Genomic DNA, 12,314 nt, shown 5'->3' with positions numbered 1-12,314 from the left:
GGAAGCCTAATAACGAAAAGTTGGAACGCCATGAAGAACCTAGTCATTACTCTTGCTCTGATGGTTGGCGTAACGGGGATGGCACAAGCCAAGGGCGATGCCGCTGCGGGACAGACCAAGGCTGCCGTTTGTGCGGCTTGTCATGGACCGGACGGAAACAGCCTGGTTGATATGTACCCCAAAATTGCTGGTCAGCACGCATCATATATCAAAAAGCAGTTAGTTGAACTGAAGGCTGCCGCTTCTGGTCAAATTGGCCGGGTTGCGCCAGTGATGGGGCCGATGGCGTTACCTTTGTCGGAACAGGACATGGATGACCTGGCGGCTTATTTCTCCAGCCTGAAGGTTACCCCTATCGCTGTCCCTGACGACGTGGTCGAAGCGGGCAAGGCACTCTATATGGGTGGTGACATGAGTCGCGGTCTGGCAGCTTGTACGGCTTGCCATGGTCCCCGTGGCTCGGGTGTCGAACAGGCGAAGTATCCAAACCTGTCCGGCCAGCATCCTGCCTATATCAAGGCTCAGCTCATCGCATTTCGTGCCGGCACGCGTGACAACGATCCGAATGGCATGATGCGGGACGTTGCCAAGAAACTGACTGATCAGGATATCGAAGCCCTCTCCAAATATGTGGCGGGTCTGCACTGATATAGTCGATACGGTCGATTTGAGTTGAAACGGGGAGCCTGGGCTCCCCGTTATTTTTATGGCTTTCAGATAATTCTCGGTTTAATCCCCCCATTCTGTAAGAGATCTCCCATTCTCAAGGCAGGCCAAGGCTCATAAAATTGCATAAAATATTAAATAATCATTATTTATCAATGAATTATATGAATATTGATATTTTTCGACATGTTGAGAATGTTTTGAGTGGATTGAGCCGCTTTATAGAGTTGGTACAGTAGGCTTAATGGATTCACCCACGGATTGGGTGGCGGTTTCACGACAGGGGGTTGTGAGCAGAGGATGGCTGGCGTGGCGGGATGCCATGGGCTCGGATGAGCTGGCAAAGGATTGAAGGATCAGGATGGTGACCATCTCCGGAGCGGGATGGGGTTGCGGGATGCAGACTCCCCGGCACGATGGCAGGATGCGGTCGAGACGGGTCAAACAAGCACACGCACATTCAGGAACGACCAATATAAGGTCAGGATGACCACACAACGATATGATGCGGCGACAAGTTGTCATGGAGAGGACGAAACAGACTGTTTTGCCATTCAGGATGGCGCACGCATGAACATATCAAGGCAGCTTCGGCTGCCTTTTTTCTTTTGGGTCATTAACCCGATTAGCCATTCTGTGTCAAAATACCAGCAACATGCCCAGAGGATACCGATCCTGCGGTGTTCAGTGGCCTGATTGGGCCTGATTGGTGCGGGATCCTGCTCTTGTTCCAGCCTTACTGTTCCTCGCATCGTATCCCACCGGGTGAGATCATCCCGGGTACGGGTCAAACCAGTTATTTTCGGAGTTAGCCATTCATGTCTGCCAAACAACCCACTCGCAAGCCTACTGGCAAGCGCAAAGAATCTGATGTCAGTGCTCAGGAAGGCCGTGAGCGTAAACGGGCTGCCAAGCGAAAGGGCCTGAAGGCTGGTTCTCGTCAGCAAGTTGAACAGCCGAAGAACAAGTCTGGCAACAGCCAGTCTAAAGATCCGCGTATCGGTTCCCGCAAGCCGGTAGTTCTGGTGGTGGATGACAAACAGAAGAAGCCGGCAGCACCCAAGGCGGTGAAAGAGAAGAAGCTGGTGATGACCCCCGAGCAGGAGCTGGCTTCTATCGAAAACGATGACCGCTTGAATGATCTGCTGGATCGTCTGGATGCCGGTGAAACCCTGGAAGCGGCCGAGCAGGCCTGGGTTGATCAGCGCGTCGACCGTTATCAGGAGCTGATGGATGAGCTGGGCATCATCGACAATGACGATGATGAAGATGACGATCTGCCGTTTGATGATGGCGATGATGCCGAGTTCGACGAGCAGAAACCGGCCTCCGAAGAGGAGTTGTGGGATCGTTTCAACCAGGTCGATTTCAAGCCGGAACCCAAGCCTGAGCCGAAGAAAAAGTGATGAGTGGATGGATGCTGGCCGCCCTGTTGGGCGGCCTGATTTTGTCAGGATTGGCCATCTATGCAGGCATGCTGCTGGCCAGACTGAGGCGACAGCAAGCGATGCAGTGGCAGGCTATAACTGCTCGCAATGAGCGAATTCTGGAGAGCGTACGGGTCATTGCCCATGCGGTGCAGGAGGGGCAGTGCGATTACTCCGAAGGCGCCATTCGGCTGACCAATCTGCTGGATGCGTTGCAGATCAAGGGGGGGCGAGCGTTCGTTGCCGAGTTCCCGGGTCTGTACGGGCTGTATGAGAAGGTGAAAGATATGCCGACTCATGAGGCCAGACGCGCCCTCAAGCGCAATGAAGTGATGAAGATGGATCTCGAACGCAGCGGCTACGAGGCCGAGCTGGAGGCTCAGATCCTCAAGGATGTGGCCCAGCTGAAGGATTTTCAGTTAGGTCGGTGAGCCAACAATAACAACAAGAGAGGAAGCGAGCGTGCAAGCAGAACAGATTGTGTGGGATCAGGCCCTGATCGAAAAATATAACTACAGTGGCCCGCGTTACACCTCTTATCCCACTGCGCTGGAGTTCAACGAGAGCTTCGGCTATCCGGATTTTGTCCGCGCAGCCGGCCAGTATCCCGAGCGCAATCTGTCGCTCTACGTGCATATCCCTTTCTGTCACAAGCTCTGCTACTACTGCGGCTGCAACAAGGTCATTACCCGTCATCAGCACAAGGCTGACGAGTATCTCGACTACCTGGAGCAGGAGATCAAGGCGCAAGCCCCGCTCTTCAAGCACCGTCTGGTCACCCAGCTGCACTGGGGTGGCGGTACACCCACCTATCTGGATGAAGCACAAACGCGCCGTCTGATGGCCATGCTGCGTGAGCACTTCCATTTCGCCGAAGAGAGGGAGTTCAGCATCGAGGTCGATCCGCGCGAGATTGCCATTACCATGCTGGATGTGCTGCGAGACGTCGGCTTCAACCGCATCAGCCTTGGGGTGCAGGACTTCAACAAGGATGTACAGCTCGCAGTCAACCGCGAGCAGGACAACGACTTTATTAAAGCCATGTTGGAACGGGCCAGAGAACTGGGTTTCCGCTCGACCAACCTCGACCTTATCTATGGCCTGCCGCATCAGGATCGTGCCAGCTTCCACCATACGCTGGAAGAGGTGCTCAAGACGGATCCGGCGCGCCTCTCCATCTTCAACTATGCCCATCTGCCGAGCCGCTTTGCCGCCCAGCGCAAATTGAAAGAGGTGGATATGCCTGCGCCGCAGGAGAAATTGGCCATGCTGCAGGACACCATCGCCTTCCTCACTGGTCAGGGTTACCAGTTCATCGGCATGGACCATTTTGCCAAACCCGATGACGAACTGGCGGTGGCGCAGCGCGAGGGCAAGCTGCACCGCAACTTCCAGGGCTATACCACTCAGGGAGATTGTGATCTGTTGGGGCTGGGGGTCTCCTCCATCAGCATGATCGGTGATGCCTACTCCCAGAACCAGAAAGAGCTCAAGGCGTATTACGCACGGGTTGCAGAGCTGGGTCATGCCCAGTGGAAAGGCTGCTCGCTCAATCAGGATGACCTGATCCGCCGTGAGGTGATCAAGCGACTCATCTGTGATTTCCGTCTGAACTTTGCCGCTGTCGAACAGGCGCACGGGCTCAATTTCAGAGAGTATTTTGCCGATGATCTCAAGCTGCTGCAGACCTTCATCAACGATGGATTGGTGCGTATGACGGAGGATGGTCTGGAAGTCTCCTCCACGGGGCAGCTGCTGATCCGTAATATCTGCATGTGCTTCGACATGTACCTGCGCAACAAGGCGCGTCAGCAGCAGTTCTCTCGCGTGATTTAAGCTTGTTTGCCGATTAGAAAACAGAAAAGGGCGCCATAGTGGCGCCCTTTCATATGTATTTTGCTTAGGCAGCGGGTCGGGAAGGTTCTGGCAAGAAGGCCGTGGGCTGAGGCAAGCGATAGGGCTGTGAAACGCAGATAAAAAGATGGGGGCGACTTGCGTCGCCCCCGGTAGTCGTATCGCTCAGATCCTTGAACGAAGTTGCTCCCTGCAATCCCTGACTGTTTACCTCTTCCTTTAGGTTTCCCCTTCCCAATCCTTTGGGGTGTCCTTTAGCCATCTTGGCCTGACGAGTCATCCTGTCCCGTCGCACTTTCTCCGTCCTGGGAGGTGTCCTTTACCACATCCTGTGGTGAGTCCATTTGCCCAACCCTGGCAGCCAGTCTTCCTGACCGACTTCATTGCGTCCGTGCATGAGTAACTATAAGGATTTTCTAACGGGCTACAACGCCAGATTGGAAAACGTTTTTGTCATTAGCTGTTTCGAAAGTGGTGAGTTTCGATTTATTCATTTATAAACAGCCAGTTAAGTTGCTCATCTTCATGTTTTAAGATCTTATCTTCCGATTATCTCGGGGATCTTTTAGGCTGTTTGCTTACATATGGAATGGCAGATCTCTTACACGGCGTTTTGGTTGCTTCAGAAACAGATTTTGCAGTCTGATGATGGCCATTCGGGGTGAGTTGGTGAGGCACACAAAGAGCGGCTGAATGGAGAAATTATGAGCGCTGGTTGAGCCGCTCATAGATGGTCTGGCGCTCTTCAGGAGTCAGCGAAGAGAAGTAGTGGGTAAAGAGGCGCAGCAACAGGGACTTGTTCATGCCATCTTGCTGGGTCAGATTACCCAGCTCGTCGATGGCCACCGTGCTCATGGAGAAAGTGGCTTTTTTGTAGCTGGGCTTCAGGTGCTCGCCACTCTCGATAAAGGCCAGCGCCGACAACGCCTCGTCACGATGCAGGCCCAGTTCAAGGCTGACCACCTTGGGTTTGCCCTTGGCGTAGAAATCCGCATCTTCGATAAATTCGTCGACGGTGAACTTCTTCTGGTGATGCAGCTGGTGCTTTTTCTTCAGATCGGCCAGACCCATCTCACACCCCCACTTGCAGGAACTCTTTGGCGATGGCCCGGATCTCTTCGGCGGATTTGCCATCCGGCTCGATCTCCATCACCGACAGTCCCTTCTCTTCGCTGTCGTCATAGACGTTGCGGCCATAGGTGATGGCGTTCAGGACGTCGACACCGAACGAGGAGCAAACCTCTTTCGCTTCCAGAATGCGTTTTACCTGATTGGGCAGGGCGGGGCACTGGGTCAGCACTACGGCTGCATTGAGGGTCGGGTTGACCATCTTGCAGGTGGTGATGAGATCTTCCATGTGGGGCAGGGTCTTGAGGTCGCGACGTTTCGGGCGCAAGGGGATCAGGGCGTGGGTGGCGACAGCCATGGTGGAGCGCAGAGCCCGGTTATCTTGCCCGCCGCAATCGACGATGACGTAGTCGTAGCGGTTTTTCAGGCTGAGCAGGTCGTTGCGAATATTACCATAGAGCTGTACGCAGTTGATTTGTGGCAGCTCCGGGTTGTCATTGCGCTCCTGAATCCAGTCAGAGGTGGTGCGCTGAGGGTCGCAGTCGACCAGTAATACCTCCCCCTGAAATTGGGATCTGAGGTAGACCGCCAGATTTTGTGCCAGGCAGCTCTTGCCACTCCCCCCCTTCTCTCCACCGACCAACAAGATCATGACGTTCCCCTATCCATGAGAAAACCGCTGATTTCAGTATAGGAGGGGCCTGTCTCATCACAAGGCGAGAGGAGTGATGCTCCTCTCGTTGTTTCGACTAGTAATGAACGCTGCCTCCCTGCCAGCGGCAGACATAGTCAGGCACCAGCATTTGAGGGGCCTTGTCGACATGGCATACCACCATGGGCATGGCAGGGGCTCCTTCAGCCTGACTGAGGGTGGGGAGCGCAGAGAGCAGCAAAGTCGCGAGCAACAGCATGGGTTTCATCTTCATAACAACTCCTTGGTAGTGCCATTCCTGTGTGATCTGGATCACTTTCTGAGTTAAGTCGAGGTTGGCGCCAGCGCAAGGTGAGACGAATAAATTCAATTAATGAAAAAAGTATCAAAAGGCGTTGTGATGACCGACGAGGATGGCTGCCCACCTTGATGCGGACTTTGTGCATATTAAGTTGAACTGCACAAAGAGGTTATGACTTATAAGGCCGAGCCTGATGGGGTTGGCATCAATGCCATGATCTGGAACAAGAAAAGATTTATGCAGTGAATGTGGTCGATGTGAGTATTTATTTCTCCCGCATTCCTCCCGTCACGGCGATGTATTCAATACCTAGGGAGTAATATTCAAATTCTATTTGTAAAGTTATTTACAGTAATGATTTTTAACGGTTTTTGTTATTTGCATTTAATCACTCCAGTGAACTGGCATGAATAAAAAATGAATCAATCTGAAATATAGCAGGGTGGTTTTGCATGGTTATTCGGTGCAATTTGTTTGGAAAATGCGCAATTTGCTACCGGGGTCATAGATTGGATGGTGAATATATTCAGTTCTGAGTGAATGTGATCAATGTCTAAGTTTGTCGTGATTCGCAGGGCTAACCTCGGTCTCGAAAGGCAAGGGCAGGATAGAACATAAGCCGATTACCCTACATAAAGAATATCCCGCCTTAGCCACGAGCATGAATAGAAGGAATCTATTCAATCACTCGCAGGGACCACTGCTAGACGGAATATAATCATGAGCAAATTTTATGTAGGTTCTGAAGTTGGCCAATTGCGCCGTGTCATGTTGCACCGCCCCAACCTCAGTCTGAAGCGTCTGACTCCTTCCAACTGCCAGGATCTGCTGTTCGATGACGTCCTGTCTGTTGAACGTGCCGGTCAGGAGCACGACAAATTCGCTCAGGTACTGCGCGATCAGAATGTCGAAGTTTTCCTGCTGACCAATCTGCTGGCCGAAACACTTGATGTGCCGGAAGCCAAAACCTGGCTGCTGCAACATCAGGTCTCCGACTATCGCCTCGGCTCTTCTTTTGCCAACGATGTGCGCTGCTTCCTGGCTGACATGCCGCACCGCGAACTGGCGCGCATTCTCTCCGGCGGCCTGACTTACTCCGAGATGCCCTACAGCGGCGTCAATATGGTAGTGGGCATGCATGCTCCGACCGATTTCATCATCGAGCCGCTGCCCAACCACCTCTTCACTCGTGACACCTCCTGCTGGGTTTACGGTGGCGTTTCCATCAACCCGATGGCCAAACCGGCTCGTCGCCGCGAAACCAACCATGTGAAGGCCATCTATCGCTGGCACCCGATGTTTGCCGGTCAGGACTTCATCAAGTACTTCGGTGACGAGGAGCGTGACTACGACAACTCCACCATCGAGGGTGGCGACGTACTGGTTATCGGCCGCGGCGCCGTGCTGATCGGCATGTCCGAGCGCACCACCCCGCAAGGTGTCGAGCACCTGGCTCGCAGCCTGTTCAAACACGGTCAGGCTAAACAGGTCATCGCCATGGAGCTGCCGAAACACCGCAGCTGCATGCACCTGGATACCGTTATGACCCACATGGACATCGACACCTTCTCCGTCTATCCGGAAGTGATCCGCAAGGACGTGCAGTGCTGGAGCCTGACTCCGGGCGGCGCGACCGGCATGAACATCAAGGAAGAGGGTTACTTCGTCACCGCTATCGAGAAAGCACTGGGCGTGGATCAGCTGAAGATCATCACCACTGGCGGTGACAGCTTCGAAGCCGAACGTGAGCAGTGGAACGACGCCAACAACGTACTGACCGTACGTCCCGGCGTGGTGGTGGGTTACGAGCGCAATACCTACACCAACGAGAAATACGACAAGGCCGGCATCACAGTTCTCTCCATCCCGGGTGATGAACTGGGCCGTGGCCGCGGCGGCGCCCGCTGCATGAGCTGCCCGATGGAACGCGACAGCATCTGATGAGACGGCGTGGCGCCGGCAGAAGCTGGCGCCACACAGAACCAAACTCGAGATTAACCACTATGAAAAAACCAACTGTCGTCGTCGCTCTGGGTGGCAATGCACTGCTCCGTCGTGGTGAGCCACTGGAAGCGGATATCCAGCGCAAGAACATTGCAACTGCCGCCAAGACCATCGCCCTGATCGCTCAGGAGTACAACGTGGTGCTGGTGCATGGCAACGGTCCGCAAGTCGGCCTGCTGGCCCTGCAAAACAGCGCCTACACCAAGGTATCCCCCTATCCGCTGGATGTGCTGGGTGCCGAGTCCCAGGGCATGATCGGCTACATGCTGATCCAGGAACTGAAAAACCTGATGCCGAGCCGCAACGTCACCGCGCTGCTGACTCAGGTGCAGGTTGATCCCAAGGATCCGGCATTTGCCAACCCGACCAAATTTATCGGCCCCGTCTACGAAGAGGCTGAAGCCCGCGCCCTGGCAGAAGAGAAGCACTGGGTGGTCAAGGCTGACGGCAAGTTCTTCCGTCGTGTAGTGCCGTCCCCGCTGCCTCAGCGCATCGTCGAAGGCGATGCCATCGAAACCCTGATTGCCCAGGGTCACCTCATCATCTGTACCGGTGGTGGCGGTATCCCGGTGACTTGGGATGGCCAGAGCCTGACCGGTATCGAAGCCGTCATCGACAAGGACATGTCTGCCGCCTACCTGGCCAAGCAGATCAAGGCCGACGCCCTGCTGATCCTGACCGACGCCGATGCCGTCTATCTGGATTGGGGTAAACCGACCCAGCGTCCGCTGCGAGTCACCAGCCCGGACGAGCTGGCCGGGGTCAAGTTCGATGCAGGTTCCATGGGGCCGAAAGTCGAAGCCTCCTGTGAATTTGTCAAAGCGACCGGCGGCATGGTTGGCATCGGCTCGCTGGAAGATGGCCTCGCCATCCTCAAGGGTGAAGCCGGCACCAATATCGTCGCCACCCGCACCGTACATGCGTAATTACCGATATCTGTACTGAGAATGCGTAGTCAACACTACTGCCCGAACTGGTCTGAAACATATATAGAGAGAACTCATCATGGCTTTTAATCTGCGTAACCGTAACTTCCTGAAACTGCTGGACTTCACCCCGCGCGAAATCCAATACATGATCGACCTGGCCATCGACCTGAAAAAAGCCAAATACGGTGGCTACGAGCGCAAGCATCTGGTCGGCAAGAACATCGCCCTGATTTTCGAGAAGACCTCCACCCGTACCCGCTGTGCGTTTGAAGTGGCGGCCTTCGACCAGGGCGCACAAGTCTCCTACCTTGGCCCAAGCGGTTCCCAAATCGGTCACAAGGAGTCCATGAAGGACACCGCTCGTGTACTGGGTCGCATGTATGACGGTATCGAATACCGCGGCTACGGTCAGGAGATCGTGGAAGAGCTGGGCGCCTACGCCGGTGTTCCGGTCTGGAACGGCCTGACCAACGAATTCCACCCGACCCAGATCCTGGCCGACTTCATGACCATGCTGGAGCACGGCAAGGGCAAACGTCTGGATCAAATCAAGTTCGCCTACCTGGGTGATGCCCGTAACAACATGGGCAACTCCCTGATGGTCGGCGCCGCCAAAATGGGCATGGACATCCGTCTGGTCGCGCCGAAAGCCTTCTGGCCGGAAGAGGAGCTGGTTGCCAAGTGCCGCCTGATCGCCGAAGAGACCGGCGCACGCATCACCCTGACCGAAGATGTGAAAGAGGGTGTGCTGGGTGCGGACTTCCTCTACACCGACGTTTGGGTATCCATGGGTGAAGCGAAAGAAGCCTGGGATCAGCGCGTCAAACTGATGACCCCGTATCAGGTCAACATGGATGTCATCAACGCCACCAAGAACCCGGATGTGAAGTTCATGCACTGCCTGCCGGCGTTCCACAACGACGAGACTACCATGGGCAAGGAAGTGGCTGACAAATATGGCATGAAAGGCCTGGAAGTGACCGAGGACGTGTTCGAATCCGAGCACAGCATCGTGTTCGACGAGGCCGAAAACCGGATGCACACCATCAAGGCAGTGATGGTTGCTACGCTGGGCGACTAAGGTCGCAGTAGTGGTGCCGGGGGGTGACCCCCGGCTTTTCGACCATGTGACAGCGGCATAATACCTCTAACCCTACAACCCGCAGCCTGCATGGATACCACACCCACAGAAGGAAGCTGGACCATGACCAAATTCAAGTTCCCGTCAGCCTACACGATACTGTTTGTGCTGATCGCCCTGGTGGCCGCCCTGAGCTGGATAGTGCCGGCCGGCAAATATGAGATGACCATGAACGAAGCCCTCGGCAAAGAAGTGCCGGTGGCGGGTACCTACAAACTGGTGGAGGGGAATCCCCAGGGGATCGTCGACGTGCTGCTGGCACCTATCGATGGCCTCTACAACCACGACACCTATGAGGCAGGCGCCATCGACGTCTCCCTCTTTATCCTGATCATCGGTGGTTTTCTTGGCATTGTGACCAAGACAGGTGCCATCGATGCCGGTATTGAACGTGTGACCGACCGCCTGCGCGGCCGCGAAGAGTGGATGATCCCGATCCTGATGGCGCTGTTCGCCGCAGGGGGCACCATCTACGGGATGGCCGAAGAGTCGCTGCCGTTCTACACCCTGCTGGTGCCGGTGATGATGGCCGCCCGCTTCGACCCTGTGGTCGCCGCGGCAACCGTATTGCTGGGCGCCGGTATCGGTACTCTCGGTTCCACCATCAACCCGTTTGCGACCGTTATTGCCGCCAACGCCGCCGGTATCTCCTTCACCGACGGTATCTGGCTGCGCGTTGCCATGCTGGTGGCTGGTTGGTTGCTCTGCGTTGCCTACGTCATGCGTTACGCCAAGATGGTGCGCAGCGATCCGAGCAAATCTCTGGTGGCTGACAAGTGGGAAGAGAACCGTGCCCACTTCCTCGGCAACAAGAGCGACCAGATGCTGGAGTTCACCCTGACCCGTAAAATCGTGCTGGGTATCTTCGTCGCCGCCTTCGCCGTGATGATCTACGGTGTGGCCGTGCTGGGCTGGTGGATGGCGCAGATCTCCGGCGTGTTCCTGGCTGCCGCCATCATCGTTGGTCTCATCTCCCGCATGAGCGAGGAGGAGTTGACCTCCAACTTTATCGACGGTGCCCGTGACCTGCTGGGTGTGGCGCTGATCATCGGTATCGCCCGCGGTATCGTGGTGGTGATGGATAACGGCATGATCACTCACACCATTTTGCACAGTGCAGAAGGGATCGTGACCGGCCTCTCCACCATCGTCTTTATCAACGTGATGTTCGTGCTGGAAGTGGTGCTCTCCTTCCTGGTGCCGTCCTCCTCCGGTCTGGCTGTACTGACCATGCCGATCATGGCGCCGCTGGCCGACTTCGCCAACGTGGGCCGCGATCTGGTGGTGACTGCTTACCAGTCTGCCTCCGGTCTGGTGAACCTGGTGACCCCGACTTCCGCCGTGGTCATGGGCGGTCTGGCCATCGCCAAGGTGCCTTATGTGCGCTGGCTGAAGTGGGTGGCTCCGCTGCTCGGTATCCTGACCGTGCTGATCGTGGTCTGCCTGAGCCTGGGCGCCGTGCTCTCCTGAGGGATAACAAGCAAGATGAAACGGGAGCCTGCGGGCTCCCGTTTTTTATGGGCGCAAGAAGTGATGGACACAAAGTCGCAGGCAACAAAAAGGCGACCCGCAGGTCGCCTCGATGCATTCGATGAAAGGGGTTAGCGGGCCTGCGCCAGGGTGCGCACCACGGCGGCGTGGGCCTGACGGGTACGGCTGATATGGCGCGGCGCGACCAGCACTACATCGTTGCCCGCGACGGCGCCCATGATCTCGGGATTGGCGTTGCGATCCAGCAGGCGAGCCACCACGGTGGCGGCCCCCGGAGTGGTGTGGATCAGCACCATCTGCTGGTTGTGTACCACTTCGCGCACCATGTCGTGGATCGAGCGGGTGCTGCCGGCGGGTTCCAGCTGCTCATCGACCAGGGTGTAGACCTTCTTGCCGTTGGCATTTTGGGCCTTGGCGACGCCGAGGCGGCGCAGCAGGCGGGAGATGGTGGACTGGCTGATGTCGGCAAAGCCGCGCTCCGACAGCTCGCGGCGGATCTCTTCCTGGGTGCTGTAGCAGTGCTGACCGATGATCTGGCGACAGGCATCCAGCTGGGCCAGATCGGGCTCTTGGGCAACGGGACGACTGAGGGTTTTGACCACGGCGAATTCCTTTGATGATGACCGGAGGTAAACGCGCGATATCTGCCATAGCAGTCAGTTATCAGGCAAAAACACTGATAATCCATCTATATGCAGGGAATGAGCGGGCATTACCATCTTGCGATGGCAAATTATAGCTGACTGGAAATTCGGTGATGTGACAGGGTTCAAAAATGGGC

At 55.7% G+C, this 12,314-nt stretch carries 12 protein-coding genes; 8 read left to right on the top strand and 4 right to left on the bottom strand.

The window, feature by feature from the left end; genetic code table 11:
* Positions 1–30 precede the first annotated feature (30 nt).
* The 4 genes from I6L49_RS14665 to hemN all read left to right on the top strand — a co-directional run bounded on the left by I6L49_RS14665 (position 31) and on the right by hemN (position 3,929).
* Positions 31–648 (top strand): cytochrome c, encoded by a 618-nt coding sequence (locus I6L49_RS14665; RefSeq protein ID WP_216949813.1) that lies wholly within the window; start codon positions 31–33, stop codon positions 646–648.
* A gap of 836 nt (positions 649–1,484) precedes the next feature.
* The gene (yihI, locus tag I6L49_RS14660; protein WP_101530323.1) at positions 1,485–2,072 is read left to right on the top strand and encodes a Der GTPase-activating protein YihI; all 588 of its coding nucleotides are present in this window, start codon (positions 1,485–1,487) and stop codon (positions 2,070–2,072) included.
* Positions 2,073–2,083: 11 nt separating this feature from the next.
* Positions 2,084–2,524, top strand: a complete 441-nt coding sequence (locus I6L49_RS14655) for a DUF2489 domain-containing protein (protein ID WP_005339712.1) — start codon at positions 2,084–2,086, stop codon at positions 2,522–2,524.
* A 31-nt stretch (positions 2,525–2,555) separates the two neighbouring features.
* Complete coding sequence (gene hemN, locus I6L49_RS14650) at positions 2,556–3,929, top strand: oxygen-independent coproporphyrinogen III oxidase (RefSeq protein WP_216949812.1); 1,374 nt, start codon at positions 2,556–2,558, stop codon at positions 3,927–3,929.
* Between the two features lie 720 nt (positions 3,930–4,649).
* Here hemN and I6L49_RS14645 read toward each other — a convergent pair.
* The 3 genes from I6L49_RS14645 to I6L49_RS14635 form a co-directional block, all read right to left on the bottom strand.
* Positions 4,650–5,018, bottom strand: coding sequence for a CopG family transcriptional regulator (locus tag I6L49_RS14645; RefSeq protein WP_216949811.1), 369 nt, complete (start codon positions 5,016–5,018; stop codon positions 4,650–4,652).
* Position 5,019: 1 nt separating this feature from the next.
* The gene (locus tag I6L49_RS14640) at positions 5,020–5,667 is read right to left on the bottom strand and encodes an AAA family ATPase (RefSeq protein WP_005339716.1); all 648 of its coding nucleotides are present in this window, start codon (positions 5,665–5,667) and stop codon (positions 5,020–5,022) included.
* Between the two features lie 97 nt (positions 5,668–5,764).
* Positions 5,765–5,941, bottom strand: coding sequence for a hypothetical protein (locus tag I6L49_RS14635; protein WP_005339717.1), 177 nt, complete (start codon positions 5,939–5,941; stop codon positions 5,765–5,767).
* A gap of 747 nt (positions 5,942–6,688) precedes the next feature.
* On the opposite strand from I6L49_RS14635, the gene arcA reads away from it, so the two are divergent.
* The 4 genes from arcA (at position 6,689) to I6L49_RS14615 (ending at position 11,512) form a co-directional block, all read left to right on the top strand.
* Positions 6,689–7,909: an arginine deiminase gene (gene arcA / locus I6L49_RS14630; protein WP_005339718.1), complete on the top strand. Its 1,221-nt coding sequence runs from the start codon at positions 6,689–6,691 to the stop codon at positions 7,907–7,909.
* Between the two features lie 62 nt (positions 7,910–7,971).
* Positions 7,972–8,898, top strand: coding sequence for a carbamate kinase (gene arcC, locus I6L49_RS14625; protein ID WP_019445788.1), 927 nt, complete (start codon positions 7,972–7,974; stop codon positions 8,896–8,898).
* Positions 8,899–8,977: 79 nt separating this feature from the next.
* Complete coding sequence (gene argF / locus I6L49_RS14620) at positions 8,978–9,982, top strand: ornithine carbamoyltransferase (RefSeq protein ID WP_005339721.1); 1,005 nt, start codon at positions 8,978–8,980, stop codon at positions 9,980–9,982.
* A 123-nt stretch (positions 9,983–10,105) separates the two neighbouring features.
* On the top strand, positions 10,106–11,512 hold the full coding sequence (locus I6L49_RS14615) for a YfcC family protein (protein ID WP_005339725.1): 1,407 nt from the start codon (positions 10,106–10,108) through the stop codon (positions 11,510–11,512).
* Between the two features lie 131 nt (positions 11,513–11,643).
* Here I6L49_RS14615 and I6L49_RS14610 read toward each other — a convergent pair whose 3' ends face one another.
* Positions 11,644–12,135, bottom strand: coding sequence for an arginine repressor (locus I6L49_RS14610; RefSeq protein ID WP_005339728.1), 492 nt, complete (start codon positions 12,133–12,135; stop codon positions 11,644–11,646).
* Positions 12,136–12,314: the final 179 nt, after the last annotated feature.

It is taken from the genome of Aeromonas sp. FDAARGOS 1419, from assembly GCF_019047045.1.
In the GTDB taxonomy this organism is placed as follows: Bacteria; Pseudomonadota; Gammaproteobacteria; order Enterobacterales; family Aeromonadaceae; genus Aeromonas; species Aeromonas veronii.
Note: the sequence above shows the minus strand (reverse complement) of the source record. Positions and strands in the feature narration are given on the sequence as shown.

Coding starts and splice junctions, on each gene's coding strand:
- I6L49_RS14665 (WP_216949813.1), top strand. CDS start 31: ATGAAGAACCTAGTCATTACTCTTGCTCTGATGGTTGGCGTAACGGGG.
- yihI (WP_101530323.1), top strand. CDS start 1,485: ATGTCTGCCAAACAACCCACTCGCAAGCCTACTGGCAAGCGCAAAGAA.
- I6L49_RS14655 (WP_005339712.1), top strand. CDS start 2,084: ATGCTGGCCGCCCTGTTGGGCGGCCTGATTTTGTCAGGATTGGCCATC.
- I6L49_RS14645 (WP_216949811.1), bottom strand. CDS start 5,018: ATGGGTCTGGCCGATCTGAAGAAAAAGCACCAGCTGCATCACCAGAAG.
- I6L49_RS14640 (WP_005339716.1), bottom strand. CDS start 5,667: ATGATCTTGTTGGTCGGTGGAGAGAAGGGGGGGAGTGGCAAGAGCTGC.
- I6L49_RS14635 (WP_005339717.1), bottom strand. CDS start 5,941: ATGAAGATGAAACCCATGCTGTTGCTCGCGACTTTGCTGCTCTCTGCG.
- arcA (WP_005339718.1), top strand. CDS start 6,689: ATGAGCAAATTTTATGTAGGTTCTGAAGTTGGCCAATTGCGCCGTGTC.
- arcC (WP_019445788.1), top strand. CDS start 7,972: ATGAAAAAACCAACTGTCGTCGTCGCTCTGGGTGGCAATGCACTGCTC.
- argF (WP_005339721.1), top strand. CDS start 8,978: ATGGCTTTTAATCTGCGTAACCGTAACTTCCTGAAACTGCTGGACTTC.
- I6L49_RS14615 (WP_005339725.1), top strand. CDS start 10,106: ATGACCAAATTCAAGTTCCCGTCAGCCTACACGATACTGTTTGTGCTG.